19 protein-coding genes are annotated in these 16,955 nt (G+C 34.2%); 12 read left to right on the top strand and 7 right to left on the bottom strand.

All coding sequences use genetic code 11. The annotated features are described in order from the left end of the window. Nucleotides 1–16: 16 nt before the first annotated feature. The 5 genes from CAV_RS06480 to acpP all read right to left on the bottom strand — a co-directional run bounded on the left by CAV_RS06480 (nt 17) and on the right by acpP (nt 4,548). Nucleotides 17–1,159 carry a MalY/PatB family protein gene (locus CAV_RS06480; RefSeq protein WP_094325708.1) on the bottom strand — a complete coding sequence of 381 codons (1,143 nt, stop codon included), beginning with the start codon at nt 1,157–1,159 and terminating at the stop codon, nt 17–19. A gap of 1 nt (nt 1,160) precedes the next feature. Beyond that, the gene (locus CAV_RS06475; protein ID WP_094325707.1) at nt 1,161–1,994 is read right to left on the bottom strand and encodes a DUF3737 family protein; all 834 of its coding nucleotides are present in this window, start codon (nt 1,992–1,994) and stop codon (nt 1,161–1,163) included. Nucleotides 1,995–2,121: 127 nt separating this feature from the next. Next, the gene (locus tag CAV_RS06470) at nt 2,122–3,072 is read right to left on the bottom strand and encodes an acetyl-CoA carboxylase carboxyltransferase subunit alpha (protein WP_094325706.1); all 951 of its coding nucleotides are present in this window, start codon (nt 3,070–3,072) and stop codon (nt 2,122–2,124) included. Next, nucleotides 3,073–4,287 carry a beta-ketoacyl-ACP synthase II gene (locus tag CAV_RS06465; protein WP_094325705.1) on the bottom strand — a complete coding sequence of 405 codons (1,215 nt, stop codon included), beginning with the start codon at nt 4,285–4,287 and terminating at the stop codon, nt 3,073–3,075. A 27-nt stretch (nt 4,288–4,314) separates the two neighbouring features. Beyond that, the gene (gene acpP / locus CAV_RS06460; protein WP_094325704.1) at nt 4,315–4,548 is read right to left on the bottom strand and encodes an acyl carrier protein; all 234 of its coding nucleotides are present in this window, start codon (nt 4,546–4,548) and stop codon (nt 4,315–4,317) included. A 197-nt stretch (nt 4,549–4,745) separates the two neighbouring features. On the opposite strand from acpP, the gene CAV_RS06455 reads away from it, so the two are divergent. From CAV_RS06455 to CAV_RS06445, 3 genes are read left to right on the top strand one after another with little or no spacing between them, the layout of a single operon-like run. Further along, on the top strand, nt 4,746–5,906 hold the full coding sequence (locus tag CAV_RS06455) for a sialidase family protein (RefSeq protein ID WP_094325703.1): 1,161 nt from the start codon (nt 4,746–4,748) through the stop codon (nt 5,904–5,906). After that, the gene (locus tag CAV_RS06450; RefSeq protein ID WP_094325702.1) at nt 5,897–6,454 is read left to right on the top strand and encodes a hypothetical protein; all 558 of its coding nucleotides are present in this window, start codon (nt 5,897–5,899) and stop codon (nt 6,452–6,454) included. Before CAV_RS06455 ends, CAV_RS06450 begins: the two co-directional genes overlap by 10 nt. Beyond that, complete coding sequence (locus CAV_RS06445; protein WP_094325701.1) at nt 6,451–8,439, top strand: LTA synthase family protein; 1,989 nt, start codon at nt 6,451–6,453, stop codon at nt 8,437–8,439. Before CAV_RS06450 ends, CAV_RS06445 begins: the two co-directional genes overlap by 4 nt. On the opposite strand, the gene ciaB is transcribed toward CAV_RS06445, so the two are convergent. Continuing rightward, nucleotides 8,424–10,244, bottom strand: a complete 1,821-nt coding sequence (gene ciaB / locus CAV_RS06440; RefSeq protein WP_094325700.1) for an invasion protein CiaB — start codon at nt 10,242–10,244, stop codon at nt 8,424–8,426. The genes CAV_RS06445 and ciaB overlap by 16 nt on opposite strands. Before the next feature lie 93 nt (nt 10,245–10,337). Between ciaB and CAV_RS06435 the strand changes: the two genes are divergently transcribed. From CAV_RS06435 to CAV_RS06430, 3 genes are read left to right on the top strand one after another with little or no spacing between them, the layout of a single operon-like run. Next, nucleotides 10,338–10,742 (top strand): acyl-CoA thioesterase, encoded by a 405-nt coding sequence (locus tag CAV_RS06435; RefSeq protein WP_094325810.1) that lies wholly within the window; start codon nt 10,338–10,340, stop codon nt 10,740–10,742. 9 nt (nt 10,743–10,751) lie between these two features. Then, entirely contained in the window at nt 10,752–10,913 is a 162-nt protein-coding gene (locus tag CAV_RS08995; protein ID WP_169711640.1) for a hypothetical protein, read from the top strand. Then, nucleotides 10,867–11,157, top strand: a complete 291-nt coding sequence (locus tag CAV_RS06430) for an acyl-CoA thioesterase (RefSeq protein ID WP_094752843.1) — start codon at nt 10,867–10,869, stop codon at nt 11,155–11,157. Before CAV_RS08995 ends, CAV_RS06430 begins: the two co-directional genes overlap by 47 nt. A 6-nt stretch (nt 11,158–11,163) precedes the next feature. Here CAV_RS06430 and CAV_RS06425 read toward each other — a convergent pair whose 3' ends face one another. Continuing rightward, nucleotides 11,164–12,093, bottom strand: a complete 930-nt coding sequence (locus CAV_RS06425; RefSeq protein ID WP_094325698.1) for a ribose-phosphate pyrophosphokinase — start codon at nt 12,091–12,093, stop codon at nt 11,164–11,166. 143 nt (nt 12,094–12,236) lie between these two features. Between CAV_RS06425 and CAV_RS06420 the strand changes: the two genes are divergently transcribed. From CAV_RS06420 to CAV_RS06395, 6 genes are read left to right on the top strand one after another with little or no spacing between them, the layout of a single operon-like run. After that, the gene (locus CAV_RS06420) at nt 12,237–13,289 is read left to right on the top strand and encodes a flagellar basal body P-ring protein FlgI (RefSeq protein ID WP_094325697.1); all 1,053 of its coding nucleotides are present in this window, start codon (nt 12,237–12,239) and stop codon (nt 13,287–13,289) included. Further along, a complete protein-coding gene (locus CAV_RS06415) occupies nt 13,289–13,618 on the top strand; it encodes a hypothetical protein (RefSeq protein ID WP_094325696.1) in 330 nt (109 codons plus the stop codon). Before CAV_RS06420 ends, CAV_RS06415 begins: the two co-directional genes overlap by 1 nt. 55 nt (nt 13,619–13,673) lie before the next feature. Next, the gene (locus CAV_RS06410) at nt 13,674–13,874 is read left to right on the top strand and encodes a flagellar biosynthesis anti-sigma factor FlgM (protein WP_094325695.1); all 201 of its coding nucleotides are present in this window, start codon (nt 13,674–13,676) and stop codon (nt 13,872–13,874) included. Between the two features lie 46 nt (nt 13,875–13,920). Then, nucleotides 13,921–14,355 carry a flagellar export chaperone FlgN gene (gene flgN, locus CAV_RS06405; RefSeq protein ID WP_094325694.1) on the top strand — a complete coding sequence of 145 codons (435 nt, stop codon included), beginning with the start codon at nt 13,921–13,923 and terminating at the stop codon, nt 14,353–14,355. A gap of 12 nt (nt 14,356–14,367) precedes the next feature. Further along, entirely contained in the window at nt 14,368–16,200 is a 1,833-nt protein-coding gene (gene flgK / locus CAV_RS06400) for a flagellar hook-associated protein FlgK (protein WP_094325693.1), read from the top strand. Next, entirely contained in the window at nt 16,200–16,943 is a 744-nt protein-coding gene (locus CAV_RS06395; protein WP_094325692.1) for a TIGR02757 family protein, read from the top strand. Before flgK ends, CAV_RS06395 begins: the two co-directional genes overlap by 1 nt. The last annotated feature ends 12 nt before the right edge of the window (nt 16,944–16,955 follow it).

The following is a 16,955-nucleotide window of genomic DNA, read 5'->3' as shown; positions in this document are numbered from 1 at the left end:
CAAGCCTGTAAAACAACTATGCTAATTTTTTAGCCTCCTTAAAAGCATTTTCTAATCTTTTTAATCCTTCTTTTAAGGTTTCTCTTGAAGTTGCTATATTAAGCCTTATAAATTTTTGTCCGTTTCCTCTGTAAATAGAGCCTTTTTGCGCGTAAAGTTTGTGTTTTTTTCTTAAAAATTCGCAAAACTTATCAGTATTGTTGCTAATGCTTTCACAATCAATCCACATTAAATAAGTCGCCTCGCCTCCGCTTACAAACAAATCAGTATTTTTGCTTAGAAAGTTTTTTGTGAAATTTTTGTTTTCTTCTATGTATAAATTTAGCTCATCAAGCCATTTGTGCGAGTGCTTATAAGCTGCTATGCTTGCTTCTATAGCAAAGGAATTTGGCTCTGCTATTTCATCTGTGTTTATGGCCTCTTTTATCTTGTATCTTAGTTTTTCATTTTCAGTTATTATGCTTGCTGAGTGAAGCGCGGCTATGTTAAAAGCTTTGCTTGGAGATGTTACTGTTACAGAGTTTTTATCTATCTTTGCAAGAGGGGTGTAAGGCTGTGTGCTGATATCGCAGTGAATTTCATCGCTAATTAATAAGACTTCGTATTTTTTACATAGCTTAGAAATTTTTTCTAATTCTTTTTGTGTGTAAATTTTGCCGCTTGGGTTGTGCGGGTTGCATAAAATCATAATCGAAGCCTTGGGATTGCTAAGTTCTTTTTCTAAATTTGCAAAATCTATTTCGTATCTGCCATTTTCGTATAAGAGTTGGTTTTCAACAACCTTTCTTGCGTTATTTTCTATGCAAGAGTAAAAGACATTATAAATTGGTGACTGCACTATGATGTGGTCATTCACAGAGCTAAGTTTTCTAATCATGCTTGAAATAGCCGGTATCACGCCGTTACAAAACAAAATGCTATTTGCTTTTAGGCTTAGATTATGCCTGCTTTTGTACCAAAACACCACCGCTTCATAGTAGGCCTTTGGTACAAATTCATAGCCAAAAATTCCTAATTCAAGCTTCTTTTGCATAGAGTCTATAATGGCTTTTGAGCACCTAAAGTCCATATCAGCAACCCACATGGCAATTTCATCCTTAGGCACATTCCATTTTACAGAATTTGTGCTAAAGCGGTTGTGTTTTGTATCAAAGTTCATATTAGTCCTTTGTTATGATTTGTACATCCTTAGAATTTGCTTCATCTATGAGTATTTCATCTATACTTTTTGCCTTTATGATACCACTTTTTGGGTTAAAAATGCTTTGAATTTTAGAGCTTACATCAACATCAACCGTTGAGTATTCAAAGGCCAAGGTAGTATCTAAAAGCTCGCAATTTATAAGCCTTAAATTTTGTATGTAACACAGAGCTTGTAGGCTTTGAATTTTGCAATTAATAAAGCTTATATTTTTGCTGTTCCAGGCTAGGTATTCTCCTATTATGAAACTATCATAAACTTCTACATTTTCGCAATTCCAAAAGGCGTCCTTGCTGATGATTTTAGAATTTTTAACAGTGATATTTTTACAAGTATCAAAGCAGTAATTGCCGTTTATATTTAGATTATTAACATCTATATCCTTGCTATGCGTTATAAAATAATCCCCATTCGCATAAACATTATTTAAGCTTATATTAGCACAAGATGAAAAGCTTTCGTTTGCATTTGGCATATGAGTGTTTTCAAGCTTTATATTTTTAGAATGCCGAAAATTTTTGGGCGAGGATAAATTCGAGTTATTCATATTTATGTTAGAGCTATACCAAATTCCACTTCTAGCCTCCAGGGCAAAATTTATATTTGTAGCCTTTATATCATCGCAGTACCACAGTGGGTATTTATACTCAAAACAGCTCGCGATAAGTTCTATCTTGCTTGCATGCTTTAGGGCTGATTCTCCTGTTTTGAAAACGCAGTTTTTTATCTTTGTTGCATGTTGTTTAAATAAGGCTCTTTCTTGTGTGAAAATTTCTTCGCTAATTTCTTTCATCAAATTTCCTTAAAAATTTTTTTTAAATTAGCGTATTATAATGCTTGAGACTTGGTATCAGTCAAGGCTTTATCATAAAAATTTTGTAATTTTTTACCAAGTCTTTTAATTATTAAATTTTTTAAACTTATGATTTGCTGTTAGAGGTAGAAAAGGCACCGATAGATAGGATTTTTTGCATTCGGTTTGCTACTAATTCTCTTTTGTCTAGTTTTTCAAGCTCATCTAGACACCTGCTTACATAAGAAGCTATATTTGCAGCGGCTTTTTCTTTGTCTCTGTGGGCTCCATTTATGGGTTCATCTATCACAAAGTCTATTAATTTTTGAGATTTTAAATCGTCAGCAGTTATCTTTAAAGCCTTTGCTGCTTGTTCGCTTTTTGCAGGGTCTTTCCACAAAATAGCAGCACAGCCCTCAGGCGAGATGACAGAAAAAACAGAGTTTTTCATCATAGCCAATTTATCCACAACGCCTATGGCCAAAGCTCCACCGCTACCGCCTTCGCCTATTACAACTGCTATTGTGATGGTTTTTAAAGAGCTTAATTCGTATAAATTTCTAGCTATGGCTTCGCTTTGCCCTCTTTCTTCTGCACCAATTCCAGGATAAGCACCCGGAGTATCTATCAAAAATAGCACCGGAATGTTAAATTTTTCAGCTAATTTAGCCACCCTTAAAGCCTTTCTATAACCTTCAGGATGTGGCATACCAAAATTTCTATAAATTTTATCCTTAGTACCTCTGCCTTTTTGTTCGCCTATTACTATAATTTTTCTAGAGCCTATGTATCCAGCAAAACACACTATAGACGGGTCGTCTCTAAAGGCTCTGTCTCCGTGAATTTCATGAGCATCGCTTAAAATTAATTCTATATAATCAAGTGCATAAGGTCTATCAGGATGTCTTGCAAGTTGCAGTCTTTGAAAATCACTTAAATTTTTGTAAGTTTTTGAAATTTCTTTTTCTAAATTCTTTTTAAGTATAGATATAGCGGCTGCATCACCCTTGATTTCAGCATTAACTATATCTTCATCAATTTGCTGTATGTTTTTTTCAAACTCAAGGTAAGATGCCATTTATCTTACCTTTGTAAATATCAAAGAGCCGTTTGTTCCGCCAAAACCAAAAGAATTGCTCATAACAGCGTTTAATTCAAGCTTTCTAGCTGAATTTGCCACATAATCTAAGTCGCAATCCTCATCTTTTTCTATTTGATTTATGGTAGGAGGAATTATGCTTTTATTTAAGGCCATTATAGAAATTACCGCTTCTATTGCACCGGCCGCACCCAAACAGTGTCCTGTTTGTCCTTTGGTAGAACTTACAAGTGGAATTTTATCCTTAAATAAAGCCTTTATCGCAGCTGTTTCGTTTTTATCGTTCGCTGGAGTTGAGGTACCGTGGGCGTTTATATAGTCTATTTGTATATTATTAGCCATTTTTAAGGCTTTTTGCATGGCTCTTAGAGGGCCATCTAGTGTTGGAGATGTGATGTGGTGTGCGTCAGCACTTTCTCCGTAACCTACTAACTCAGCATAAATTCTAGCACCTCTTTTCTTAGCCACTTCATAATCCTCAAGCACTAAAGCAGCCGCTCCCTCGCCCATCACAAAGCCATCTCTTTGCTTGTCAAAAGGCCTTGAGGCTAGGGCTGGTTCGTCATTTCTAGTTGATAATGCTTTCATAGCAGCAAAGCCACCTATGCCAACCGGACAAATAGCAGCCTCAGCACCGATTACTAGCATTCTTTCAGCGCTTTTAAGTACGATTGATTTGTAGGCTTCAGCTATAGCATGGGTGCTAGCAGCACAAGCAGTTACACAGGCTAAATTTGGTCCTTTAAGTCCGTGTTCTATAGAGATAACGCCGCCTAGCATATTTACTAAGGCCGAAGGAATAAAAAACGGAGTTATTTTTCTTGCACCTTTTTCAAAACAGGTTACAGAATTTTTTTCTATGTTAGGTAAGCCGCCTATGCCAGCGCCAGAAACTACGCCAAAATTTTCCTTATCGCAGTTTTCTTCGATATTTGCATCTTGCATAGCCTCTCTTGCAGCTTTAATGCCAAGCTGTATAAAGCGGTCAAGTTTTTTTATTTCCTTAGCGTCTATTATGGTTGCAGGGTCAAAGCCTTTGACTTCAGCCGCAATTTGCACAGGAAAGTCGCTTGTGTCAAATAAAGTAATCTTATCAACACCGCTTTTGCCACTACAAATAGCATCAAAGGAGCTATCCTTATCTAAACCGAGAGCATTTATCATACCCATACCGGTAACTACTACTCTTGTCAAAACCAACTCCTTGGATTTATACTTGTTTTATTTTTTGAGGTTTTCTATGTAGTTTACAACATCCTCTATTTTGACTAGTTTTTCAGCGTCGCTGTCAGGTATTTCTACACCGAATTTTTCCTCTAAAGCCATGATAAGCTCAACAACATCCAGTGAGTCAGCACCCAAATCATCAATAATCTTAGATTCCATCTTTACAGAATCACCGTCAACGCTTAATTGTTCTACAACAACAGCTTTAACATCATCAAAAGTTGCCATTTTATTTCTCCCTAAAAAAATTTGTTTTATCAATGGGGTATTTTATAATAAAAAAGTTTAACAAAGAAAGAAATATTGCAAAATATTTTACAGCTTGCTTGTGAAATGCCTAGTTTTTGATACTTTGTTTATATTTTGTTTAAGGATTTCTTAGAGATTTTTTGTGTATAATCAAGCTTTTTGTTTAAGGTTGATTTATGAGAATTTTTGTAATTTTTTTTGTTTTGCTTATCTTACTTATGATTTTTATGTTTGTGAACAATCCTTTAAAAGATGTGAATTTTAATAATATGAGCTTTGTGCCAAGCCCTAAATTTGAGGATGAAAGCTCGGCACATAATTTTACCCTTAGCTTAGATAATAGCCTAAATTCAGCCCACTCTTCATCATTAGCACATACAAAAAAGGGCTTAATGGTAGTATTTTTCGCTGGCAGCAGGGAGGGTGCCACTGATGTTGCTATATATAGAAGCTTTTTAAGCGATGAGCAGTCTTTAAAAAAGCCTGAAAAAATTTTAGACGCTAAAATGCTCTCAGAATTTAGCAATAAATTCATAAAAAAACTTGGAAATCCGGTAATTTTTACAGATTTAAATTCAAAAACACATCTTTTTGTTGTGGGGGTTTCGCTTGGCGGCTGGTCTACTTCTAAAATTTATCATCTTGTTTTTGATGAGAATTTGCAAAAGCTCAGTTTTGTCAGAGAGCTTAAATTAGGCCTTTTTGCTAATTTTTCTCATCTTGTTAGAAATCACCCAATCTCCTTACAAGAGCCAAATTCCGGCGCGAATAAAGGCTTTATCTTGCCAATATATCACGAATTTGCTATGAAATTTCCGCTTTTAGCTTATTTTGACGAGAGCGGAAATTTTATTTATGCAAAAAAAATTAATGAGCTTAAAAACCAGCTTCAACCAAGCATAAGTGCATTAAATGAAAAGGAAATTTTGCTTAGCTTTCGTTCTTTTAACTCTTATGACAATGATATATTCTTGCAAAAGTGTGATACAAAGCTTACTTGTGATGAGCCTTTAAGAACTAAGCTTAAAAATTATGATAACTCAAATTTACTTTTTTCTTTTTATAACTCAAATAATGAACTTAGAAGTTTTTTGATACAAAATAAAAGCGATGATGAGAAAAACAGACGCAAAGAACTTGCTCTTTATTACCTTAACGGTAGCGATTTTTGCGAACTTTATGTCATAGATAAAGGGAATGAAGTTTCATACCCAAGCATTGCTATAGATGATAATTCTTTGTACTTAAGCTACACCTATAATAGAAAAAATATAAAGGTAGATGTAAAAACCTTAGCTTTTATAGAAAATATGATTAAGGATAAAAAATGCTTTTAACTTCCTTAGCTTTGATACTTTCCTTAGCCTTGCTTGCAAATTCAGTTTTTAGCAAATTTGTTTTTAAAATCTTTGCTTTTGCCTTGCTTTGTATTTTAGCCTTTGTGCCTATTTATAAGAGTGATTTTTTAGAAAGTTACTCCTTTGCACAGCTTCTTTATAGCTTTTTTGATGAGCCTTCGCTTTTTGCGATTTGCTTACTTATTTTTGCTTTTTTGAATGTTTTTTTCTTTAAAAAAACTTATAATCCTCTAGCCTTTGTTCTCATTTTTATATTTGGCACCGTGGCCTTTTTGTCAAATTTAGACCTCGTTTTTGCTAGACTTTTTTATGATGAGCTTTTTTATATGCCTTTTATTTTTGTTTTCTTGCTTTGTCTTTATTTTTGCGATAAAAAGGTGGCTTTTATAGCGCTTTTTAGTGTTTTTGTTGGCGGGGGGGGGAGTTTCGAAAATGCATTATTTTCCTTATTTTGCGTGTATTTGTGGCTTTTTTCTTTGTTTAAAACTGTAGTTTTTATAATTGTTTTTTTAAGGAAAAAAAGATGAAAACTTTTAAAACAGTGCTTTATCAATCTTTATTTTTCCTTGTTTTTTTGTATTCTTTATTTTTGTTATTAAGGCTTATTTTTGTTGTTTATCTGGGATTTTATCAAGGAAATTTAAGCCTTTACAATTTTAATGATCTTGCTACATTTTTCATAAATGCCTTTAGGTATGATGGGCAGATAATAGGTGCTTGTGCGGCTGTTTTTTTCTTTTTGTTATTAATTTTAAATGACAAAATAGCCAAAATTTATGCCTTTTTGCTGATTTTTATAACGGTATTTGTAGAATTTGCAAACATAGCCTTTTATGAAATTTATCAAGATGTGTTTAATGCTACCTTGCTTGGGCTTATCTTTGATGATAAGCAGGCTATGTTTGAAACGGCTTTAAATGGTGGTTTTAACTTCACTTATAAGGTGATAATTTGGCTCTTGCTTAGCACGGTGTTTTATTTTGTTTTTTCAAAGATTTTTTCTTTAATCTCTAAGGTTAAAAATTACGAAAGCAAAAAGACAGCTAAAAATTCCATAGTTTTTGCCGTGTTTTTCTTAGCTTGTTTGTTTGCTATCAATGGACAAATAGGGCTTAAGGGAATTTCTTTGGGCAAGGAGTTAATACCTGTTGAGAATGATTTTTTAAGAAAATGCACCTTTGGTTCTTTTAGAGACCTTGCTTATGTTATAAAATCTTACAAAAAGATTTTTAATTCCGATTTTTCTGATTATACCGATAAAACTGTGCTTGAGTCTGTGAATTTCTTTTTTGATACAAATTACAGCAAGCAAAGCGGCATAAATTTGGCCACTCTTTTAAGCAAAGAGGTTGAAAACCCTGAATTTAAAGAGATAAAACATATATTTTACGTCATAGCTGAGTCTTATTCTGCCTGGCATTTTAATGATGAATTTAAAGAGCTTGGCCTAAGTGATAATATGAAAAAATTTATACAAGAATACAAGGCCTACAAAAGCGATATTTTGCACAATGCCACAGGAACCATTAGAAGCCTTGATGTGCAAATTAGCGGTTTGTTTAACTTTGAAATTCCGCTAAGCTTATCAGTGGGTAAAAGCCCTGTATTTAAGAGTGCTCCTGCTTATATCCTTAAAGACTTAGGGTATAAGAGTAATTTTTATTATGGTGGTTCTGGAACCTGGCAAAAGATTGATGTTTACACAGCTTCGCAGGGTTTTGAAAAAATCTTTTACAACACTCATATCATAGATTTTGCCAAGAAAAATAAGCTCAAAGAGCCGTATTTTAACGCTTGGGGTGCTTATGATGAGTATTTGTATAAATTTTTGTTAGCAAATACAAAAGAAGATGAAAAAAGCTTTAACATGATACTTACGACCTCTTATCATCCGCCCTATGATGTGCCGCTTCAGGATTTTAATATATCTTTTGAAAAAATAGATGAGTTTATCAGTAAAAATTCTCATAAAATTTCAGATAAAACCATGCTAAGAAAGATACTATCGCACATAATTTATCAAGATATACAAATAAGTTCTTTTATAAAAGAAGCCTCTGCTAAATTCCCAAATTCGCTTTTTGTAGTAACAGGGGATCATTATGATATGAAATATCCTTTTGCAAATCCTAAATTCAAAGACAGCAACAGCATTCCTTTGATAATTTACAGCCCAGCCTTAGATATTAAAAGCTTGAGCAAAACGGGCTCTCACATTGATATACTTCCTAGCATAGTGAATTTAGTAGCGCCAAATAAATACAAATATGTATCCTTTGGAAGCCCTCTTGTAAGCACAAAGCAGACTAAGATACTTTCTAAAGAGGCTTTGGGGTATTTGGCTGTGGCAAATGATGATTTTATATATTATGCTGATAAATTACAATACTTTGATGAGAAAAATCAAGGCAAAGAAGATGATATCAGCTTGGCAAAAGAACTTTTCGAGCGTTTAAAGATAGCTAAAGCACTTAGTTATCTAATCTTTAAAGAGGGCTACGAACTCAAGTAGTCCTTGGCGCTCACGCTTTCATCTATTTTGTTTGCTAATTTTTTGTGCAAATCATAATAATACAAGACAAAATTCCTGCACTCCTTATCTTTAGGCAGAAAAATTTTGTTTTCTAAAGTGCAAAATTCATACAAAAAGTTTTTCGCGTCTTTTTTGTCGATGTAGTGTTTTGCTAGCTTTTCATAGACTTTTATAAACTGTGCCTTGAAATTTTCATAAGCAGCCAAGCTAAAATCTATGTGTAATTTTGTATCAAAGCTAAGAACCTTTGCTTTAAAAAGTATATGCAGGCTTATTAAGGCTTCGGTGTAGTAGGGCTTTATATCTTCGATTTCTTGATAAGCTATTAAAGATACGGCTCTTTTTATAAAATCATTTAAGACAGCTAGTTTTAAATCCTGCTTTTCATCCAAGAAAAAGCACATAAGTGCCGATGAGGTGGCCTTAAATTCTTCTATGTTTTTAAAGACAGCACTTTCATTCATCTTAAGTTCGCTATCCTCATCTATGAAAAAGATATGTCCAAATTCATGTCCTATAGTTAGTATCTCATAAACTTTTTTCCATTTTTCCTTATCTTGAAATAAAATTTTGCGTGAAAAGTCCAAAAAGTCCTTATCAAAGACTTCACTGGAAATTTGCATAAATGGAGCTTTCTTGCTATTTTCATGTACGAAATTCACGAAAGCAAAGATTTTTTTGCCAAGTTTTTTGCTTACCATTTCATCATTTGGCACAACTTGGGCTGAAAAAAGTCCGTTAAGCTCGCAACCATAGTAAAGCATAGGGGTGCAGATATAAAGATTTGTTTTGTTTATGTTAGCCACGCAAGTTTTTAGTAGCTTCTCATCTTTAAAATTTAACTTAGAAAATATCTTTAAAAGCGAGTTTTCGTAGTAGTTTGAGTAATCTTTAGAATTTATATCATACTCATCATTAATCCTTACATCAAATTCAAAGGCAACAGATTTTGTGTAAATATCTTCGTAGTATTCCAAAGGATGTGCTATTTGTAAGGGGCTTTTTAGCTTTAGCCAAGCAAGTTCGGCATTTTGCCAAGAGCTTACTAGCTTTTTATCATCTTTTTGCAAAAATGCCTTTTTTAGTTTTGTAAGATAGCTTATATAATTCTTATGTTCCTTGTTTTTAGACCTTATTTTTAGTTTTGTTAAAAGATTATCAAAGGCTTGTTCAAGCTCTTTCATCTCCTTTTTAAAAGCTATGCTATAAGGTATAAAGCTAATATTTTCATCCTTTATATCTAGTATGGAATAAGAACGCTCGCAGATTTTGCCATCAGCGTAGGTATTGTAAAATTTATTTTCTTTTAAAAATTCTAAGCTCTCATCAAGGTTTTTAAATTTATTTTCTAAGAAACTGTGATTTTTATGTAATTTTTTACCCCATTTATACGCTATTTTGTTGATAATTAGCCCTATTTTGTGAGTGTTTTCAAGCAAGGATGTGTAAAAATCATCAAGGAGTTTTTGTTTTTTGATTTCCTTTATAAGCATTTTGTGTTTTTTCATGTGAAAAGAGGCCACTTCTTTGTAAATTTTGCTCTTTATTTTGTAAATTTTTTCTTGCTTATAATTTTTCTTTAAAATTTCATCCAAGGCGCTTTCATTTAGACTTAGCATTCTTTTAAGCACAGCTAGTTTGCTTTCTTTGCTTTCTTTTTCTTTGCTTAGTTTTAGTATGTTTTTGCCTTGTTTGTTTAGGTTTTTATCTAAATTTTCGAAAGCCAAATTCATTTGATTTTGCATTTTGTGAGTAAGTTTTACCACTTTTTTAAAATTATTCATAGCTTTTGTCCTTGTAGTTTTTGAAAATTGATTATAATAAAATTTTCAAAACAAGGAGTTAAAATGGCTGCTGAGTTAGCTATGAAATCATCTATAAAGGATATGGGTGAGCCCAAATTAAAAATTGTAGCTATGCCAAGCGATACAAATCCTGCTGGAAATATTTTTGGCGGCTGGATTATGTCTCAAATTGATTTGGCTGGTTCTGTTGCAGCAAGAGAGTTAGCACCTGAACGAACCGTTACTATATCTATGGATAAGGTTATATTCAAACAACCTGTTTACGTTGGCGACATACTTTCTTGTTACGCAAAGGTTGTAAAGGTTGGCAATACTTCAATTACTGTTGATGTTGAGGTTATCGCTGATAGGGTAAATCAAGAGGGTTTTACAATGTGTGTTCCTGTAACATCTGCTACTTTAACCTTTGTAAGCGTAACAAGAGACGGCAAGAAAAAACCAATAGACGAAGAACTTAAGCGTCTGCACGGTTTTTAAGGAGCTTATATGCAAGAAGCAAGAATTAAAACAATAGCTATGCCAAGCGATAAAAGAAACAATGAAAGCAATATCAGTGCCGGTTGGATAATGAAGCAACTTAGACCTAGCCGCCGGCGTTGCTGTGAAAGAATTTACTCAAAACAGAAGCGTTACCATAGCCATGGATGAGATACATTTTAAAAAGCCTATTTTAGTGGGCGATTATGTTTTGTGTTATGCTGATATAGTAAAGGTAGGCAAAAGTTCCATGGACATAGCTTTGCGTGTGGATGTTAAGAGGCTTAGCGATGATGGTTTTTGTGAAATCAAAGACCTAGTAAGCGCAAAAGCCACATTCGTAAGTCTTGATAAGCATGGAAAAAAGATAATCCTAAGCGAGGAGCTTAAAAGCAAATTAGCACTACAACAATAGTGCTAATTACACAAATAAAGAATTCACGCTTTCATTGTGATATACTCTTCTTATAACCTCTCCAAATATAGGCGCCACGCTTAAAACTTTTATTTTAGGCATTTTTTGTTTTAAAGGTATGGTGTCAGTTACTACTAGCTCATCTAAAAAATCGCTAGAAATTCTATCATAAGCAGGGCCGCTTAAAACAGGGTGAGTGCAGCAAGCTATGACGGATTTTGCACCTCTTTGCTTAAAGGCCTCGGCTGCTTTTACTATCGTTCCTGCTGTGTCTATGATGTCATCTACTAAGATTACTTCTTTATCCTCGACATCTCCTATGATGTTCATAACCTCGCTTTCATTTGCTTTTTCCCGTCTTTTATCTACGATAACTATATCTAAATCCAAAGCCTTAGCTACAGACCTTGCTCTTGCTATGCCGCCTATGTCAGGGCTTGCTATTATAGGATTTTTGTAATTTTTGCTTTGTATGTATTCGTTAAAAACTATACTTCCGTAAAGATTATCAACAGGAATGTCAAAAAACCCTTGAATTTGTCCAGCGTGCAAGTCTATAGTAGCCACTCTATCAATGCCAGCAGTTTGCATTAAATTTGCGATTAATTTAGCAGTGATTGGAACTCTTGGCATAGCCTTTCTATCTTGTCTTGCGTAGCCAAAATAAGGAATTATAGCAGTTATAGAGCTAGCACTTGAGCGGCGAAGCGCATCTGTTAGGATTAAGGCTTCCATTAGATTGTCATTGCTTGGAGCACAGGTGCTTTGTATTATAAAAACATCTTTTCCCCTAACGCTTTCATCGATTTGAACACTTATTTCTCCATCGCTAAATCTTTTCACGCTAGCATTACTAAGTGGCAAGGATAGATACTTTGAAATTTTTTTTGCAAATTCCAAATTTGCCGAGCCAGAAAATATCTTATATCCACGCATAAAAACCCCTAAGTTAAAATTAAAAAGCTTATTTTATTGAAATTTTGCTTAATAGTTTTATTGTATTTGTAAATTTTTTCCATGAATATCTTGGAACATAATTTGCTTTATATTGTGGAAATTCTAAAGATTGAAGGAAAAATATGAGAATTTTAACACTTTTTTTGCTTATGCTTTTTAGCTTAAAAGCAGCACAGGTTAAGGATTTGGCTAATACTGTTGGGGTTAGGGACAATCAGCTTATTGGCTATGGTTTAGTTGTGGGTCTTAACGGCAGTGGAGACGGAACAAATAGTGAATTTACCATACAATCCATATCAAATTTACTTCAAGGAATGAATATAAAAATAAGTCCAGATGATATAAAATCAAAAAACACAGCAGCCGTTATGGTTACAGCAAATTTGCCGGCCTTTGCAAAGAGTGGAGATAAGATAGATATAACCGTTTCATCCATGGGTGATGCGAAGTCTTTGCAAGGTGGAACACTTTTGCTTACCGCTTTAAGAGGGATTGACGGCGAAATTTATGCCATAGCACAAGGCGTGGTAGCTGTTGGAGGTCTTAGCGGCGGCGTTGGAGGAAGGGGTGGAAATCACTCAACAAGTGCTACTATTATGAGCGGAGCAACTGTTGAGAGAGAAATCCCTTACAATTTTGCAGAAAATAACAATCTCACATTAAGCCTAAAAACAGCTTCTTTTAAAACAGCAAACGACATACAACAGGCTTTAAATTTCGCTTTTGATAGCGAGATTGCACAAGCTATTGATTCAAGAACCATAAGACTTAGCAAGCCAGATGAAGTTTCTGCGGTTGAGTTTATGGCTAGGGTTTTGGAACAAGAGGTTGATTTTTCACCAGAAAGCAAGGTTGTAATCGATGAAAGAACTGGCACCATAATAGCTGGCATAAACATAGAAGTAGAGCCAATACTCATCACACACAAGGATATAACTATAAAGATAGAACCAAATTCTAATACAACAACTGTGGCTCAAAATGAATTAGACATGAAAGATGGTGGTGTTATAGACCCAGCCTCAAATACGGTTAAGATTAATTCTCAAAAAACAACAGTTGCAAATGTAGCTAGAATGCTAAATAAACTAGGAGCAAGTCCTACAGATATAATAGCCATAATGCAGAATTTAAAAAGAGCCGGTGCTATAAGTGCAGAATTAGAGGTGATATGATGCAAGTAGATAATTTTTTAGCTAGATATAATTCTTCTTTAAATTCACATCTAATAGATAGCAAAAAAAGAGAGCTAGAGGATGTAAAAAGTAAGGAAGAAGAGAAAAAATTTGATGAGGCTTTAAGAGAGCAAACTGACGCTTTTGAAGCCTTTATGGTAAAGACTGTGCTTGATGTATCTTTGCAAGACAAGGTCTCTGTGTTTGAAAAAGACAAGGCAAGTGATGAAATTTACTCATCAATGTATAATGATACTATGAGCAAGGCTTTAAGCGGCGGAATGGGCTTTTCAGAACTTTTGTTTAATTTTTTAAAAGAAAGGTCTTAAGTTTTTTGTGCTTTAGTCGATTTAGCTCTTAGATAAGTTTTTATAGGAGCTTAATATGATTAATCCAGTCAAACAAAGTTTTGTTGCGAGTGCCAACCTTAGCAATACAGCTCAAGTAAGCAAAGAGGGTAGGGCAGAGCAAGGTCAAAAGGTTGAAAACGATAGGTTTTCTAAGATAGAACAGCAAATTAAAAGTGGCGAGTATAAGCTGGACTTAAACGCTACTGCAAAGGCTATCACAGAGGAGCTTATATAAATTCTCCTCTTTGGCTAGCCTTAAAAAGCTATCAAAAGGAGGATTAATGATAAAACAATACCTAGATTCTAGTAACGAAATACTAGATAAGCTTATCACACTTACAGATGAAGATATCCAAAACATAAAACAAGCAAAACACGACTCCGTTCCTAAAAGCGTGGAAAGTAAAAATAAACTAATAGCTGAATTTTATGTTGTTAAAAAAAATTTAGACAATGCCTTAATACAGCTTAGCGAGGGCGGTAAGAAGGATTTAAGCGTCTTGCTTGATGATCTTGATAAAGAAAAATTGGGCGAATTTAAGAAGCGATTAAAAGAATTGCATAAGAAAAATAAAGAATACGCCAAACTAGTAATAGTAGTAAAGAACTATTTTGATGGTTTGTTAAATACCATGTTTGATAGCGAAAGTGGAACAAATAATGCTTATTCTCAAAGACAAACAGATGTTCAGTCATTATTTAAGATGAATGTGTAGAGGAGTTTTAGTATGAGTATATTTGCTACTTTGAGTAAAGGGGTTTCTGGGTTAAAAGCCTCAGAGCTCCAAATTTCTACGACTTCAAACAATATATCAAATGTGGGTAGCACTTTTTATACAAGGCAAAGAGCTGTGCAAACTACGGCTGGATACTATAACAGCTATGGTGGCGTAGAACTTGGTATGGGAACTACCATAGAATCCATAGTAAGGCTTCATGACGAATACTCATACTTAAAACTAAAAGATTCCACCACTCAGCTAGAATACACAAATTATATGAAAACAAAGCTCGAAGAAATTGCTAAGAGGTTTCCAGATATACAAACTAATGGTATCTTGGCAGACTTAGAAGCTTATAATGCTGCTTGGAATTCCTTTTCAACTTCACCAAATGACAGTGCTGTAAAAGAAAATTTAATAACAGTAGCAAAGACCCTAACAAATCACATAAACGATGCTTATGCTGATATGATGAAGATAGAACAGGCTATAAATGAAGATATAGCTTTAACTGTTGATGAGATTAATAGGATTGCAAAAGAAATTGCAAATATTAATAACGAAATAAGCAAGCAAGAATCTTTGCCAACTGATACTGCAAATGAGTTAAGAGATAGACGCGATGAGCTTGAAATGACTTTATCAAAGCTAGTTGGCAATGTCGCAACAAAGACTATTATGGAGCAAAATAGTAGATTAGATAGCACCATGACAGATAAGGGAACATACTATAATCTCAGCATTAGCGGTGTTTCTATAGTAAATGGCTCAACCTTTACCCCTCTTAAAATAATGACAGATGAGGTAACAAACAGCCACAAAGTAGTTGTTCAAGGCATAGATGAAAAGATTTTAGATCTTACAGGTAGGATAAGCGGTGGAAAACTAGGTGCACAGCTTGATTTAAGGGGTAGGGAATTTGATACCTCATCTAAGGAATGGAGCAAAGGTAGTGTGCAAGAGTATAAAAACATGCTAGATACTTTTGCAAAAACCATGATAACTCATACTAATAACATATATGCTGCCTCTGCCAAGTCCTCTGTAAGCTCTGATTATTACGAAGGTCTTAGAGCTGATACTGTTTTGATGAATTATGATAAAAATGTACAAATTGGTTCTTTTGATATAGTTATATATGATGAGGCAGGCTTAGAAACATCTAGAAAAACTATAAATATAGATGTTAATACAACCATGCAAGATATAATTAATCAAATTTCATCAAATACAGATGATGACGGAGATTTAAACAACTTAAACGACGTGGATGACTATGTAAGTGCTATATTTTCAACAGATAGCAAGACGAATTCAGGGCAGTTCCAAATTTCACTTATTAATCCTGGTTTTAAGATAGCCATAGAGGATAATGGTACTAATTTCCCTGGTGCCTTTAATGTGGGTGGATTTTTTAGCGGAACTGATGCTACTAGTATGTCTGTTAAAAGCGAGTATTTAAATGATCCTAGTTTGCTTAGAGGTAGTAAAAACGGAAGCGATGGGGATAATGACATATCCAATCAAATCATCCAGCTTCAGTATGAGGAACTAAATTTTTACAATGCCGATGGAACTGTTAATAAGGTCTCAATTGACGGGTATTACAGGCTTTTTACAGGTAGGATTGCTTCTGATGGCGAGGCTGTAACTAATACTCATTCCACAAATACAACCTTATACAATACCGTTTATGATGAATTTCAGTCTAAAAACGGCGTAAGCACCAATGAAGAACTAGCCGCTCTTATACAGTTTCAAAGCTCTTACGGTGCGGCCGCTAAGGTTGTTACCACTGTTGATCAAATGCTTGATACGTTATTAGGTCTTAAACAATAATGCTTACAAAGCAAATTTTAGATGAATTGGCCTCAAAGAAAAACACGCAAGCTGCATTGTTTGAACACGCTGATCCCTTACAGGTAGCTAGTGTATATAAAGATGAGTATGTGTCCTTGCTCTGTGCTTTATTTGCTTATGGCAATGCAAAGCTTATAGTAAAATTTCTAAAGAGCTTAAATTTCAACTTGCTAGATGAGAGCGAGGAGAGCATAAAAAAGGAATTAAGAAATTTCAAATACCGCTTTCAAAACCAAGAGGATGTAAGGCAAATTTTTATAAGCATGAGACGGCTAAAGCAAGAAAGTAGCATAGAGGATATACTTGCAAAGCCTTATGAAAGTGGCGGCATAGTCCTTGCTTTAAAGGCTTTGATAGATAAAATTTATAGTATAAATTCTTATGAAAGCCCCGGGTATTCTTTCTTTTTTTCTAAAAGCTTCAAACAAGAGCCAAGCTCTCCTATGAAAAGGTATAATATGTATCTTAGGTGGATGGTAAGAAAGGATAGGCTTGATTTGGGCTTGTTTAAAAAGATAGATAAAAAAGACTTGCTAATCCCTCTTGATACCCACACGCACAAGGTAGCCTTAGCCTTTTGCTTAATGCAAAGAAAGACTTATGATTTTAAGGCTGTGCTTGAACTAACTCAAAAGCTAAAAGAATTTGATAATTTAGACCCCATTAAATACGATTTCGCTCTTTATAGGCTAGGGCAGAGTAAAGAATATAAAAATTTTTAGCTATAATTTCTA

The sequence above is a fragment of the Campylobacter avium LMG 24591 genome, assembly GCF_002238335.1.
GTDB lineage: Bacteria > Campylobacterota > Campylobacteria > Campylobacterales > Campylobacteraceae > Campylobacter_D > Campylobacter_D avium.
Note: the sequence above shows the minus strand (reverse complement) of the source record. Positions and strands in the feature narration are given on the sequence as shown.

What these genes read in the sequence shown, in the direction of transcription:
- CAV_RS06480 (WP_094325708.1), bottom strand. Translation starts at nt 1,159, where the DNA reads ATGAACTTTGATACAAAACACAACCGCTTTAGCACAAATTCTGTAAAA.
- CAV_RS06475 (WP_094325707.1), bottom strand. Translation starts at nt 1,994, where the DNA reads ATGAAAGAAATTAGCGAAGAAATTTTCACACAAGAAAGAGCCTTATTT.
- CAV_RS06470 (WP_094325706.1), bottom strand. Translation starts at nt 3,072, where the DNA reads ATGGCATCTTACCTTGAGTTTGAAAAAAACATACAGCAAATTGATGAA.
- acpP (WP_094325704.1), bottom strand. Translation starts at nt 4,548, where the DNA reads ATGGCAACTTTTGATGATGTTAAAGCTGTTGTTGTAGAACAATTAAGC.
- CAV_RS06455 (WP_094325703.1), top strand. Translation starts at nt 4,746, where the DNA reads ATGAGAATTTTTGTAATTTTTTTTGTTTTGCTTATCTTACTTATGATT.
- CAV_RS06450 (WP_094325702.1), top strand. Translation starts at nt 5,897, where the DNA reads ATGCTTTTAACTTCCTTAGCTTTGATACTTTCCTTAGCCTTGCTTGCA.
- CAV_RS06445 (WP_094325701.1), top strand. Translation starts at nt 6,451, where the DNA reads ATGAAAACTTTTAAAACAGTGCTTTATCAATCTTTATTTTTCCTTGTT.
- ciaB (WP_094325700.1), bottom strand. Translation starts at nt 10,244, where the DNA reads ATGAATAATTTTAAAAAAGTGGTAAAACTTACTCACAAAATGCAAAAT.
- CAV_RS08995 (WP_169711640.1), top strand. Translation starts at nt 10,752, where the DNA reads ATGCAAGAAGCAAGAATTAAAACAATAGCTATGCCAAGCGATAAAAGA.
- CAV_RS06425 (WP_094325698.1), bottom strand. Translation starts at nt 12,093, where the DNA reads ATGCGTGGATATAAGATATTTTCTGGCTCGGCAAATTTGGAATTTGCA.
- CAV_RS06420 (WP_094325697.1), top strand. Translation starts at nt 12,237, where the DNA reads ATGAGAATTTTAACACTTTTTTTGCTTATGCTTTTTAGCTTAAAAGCA.
- CAV_RS06415 (WP_094325696.1), top strand. Translation starts at nt 13,289, where the DNA reads ATGCAAGTAGATAATTTTTTAGCTAGATATAATTCTTCTTTAAATTCA.
- CAV_RS06410 (WP_094325695.1), top strand. Translation starts at nt 13,674, where the DNA reads ATGATTAATCCAGTCAAACAAAGTTTTGTTGCGAGTGCCAACCTTAGC.
- flgN (WP_094325694.1), top strand. Translation starts at nt 13,921, where the DNA reads ATGATAAAACAATACCTAGATTCTAGTAACGAAATACTAGATAAGCTT.
- flgK (WP_094325693.1), top strand. Translation starts at nt 14,368, where the DNA reads ATGAGTATATTTGCTACTTTGAGTAAAGGGGTTTCTGGGTTAAAAGCC.
- CAV_RS06395 (WP_094325692.1), top strand. Translation starts at nt 16,200, where the DNA reads ATGCTTACAAAGCAAATTTTAGATGAATTGGCCTCAAAGAAAAACACG.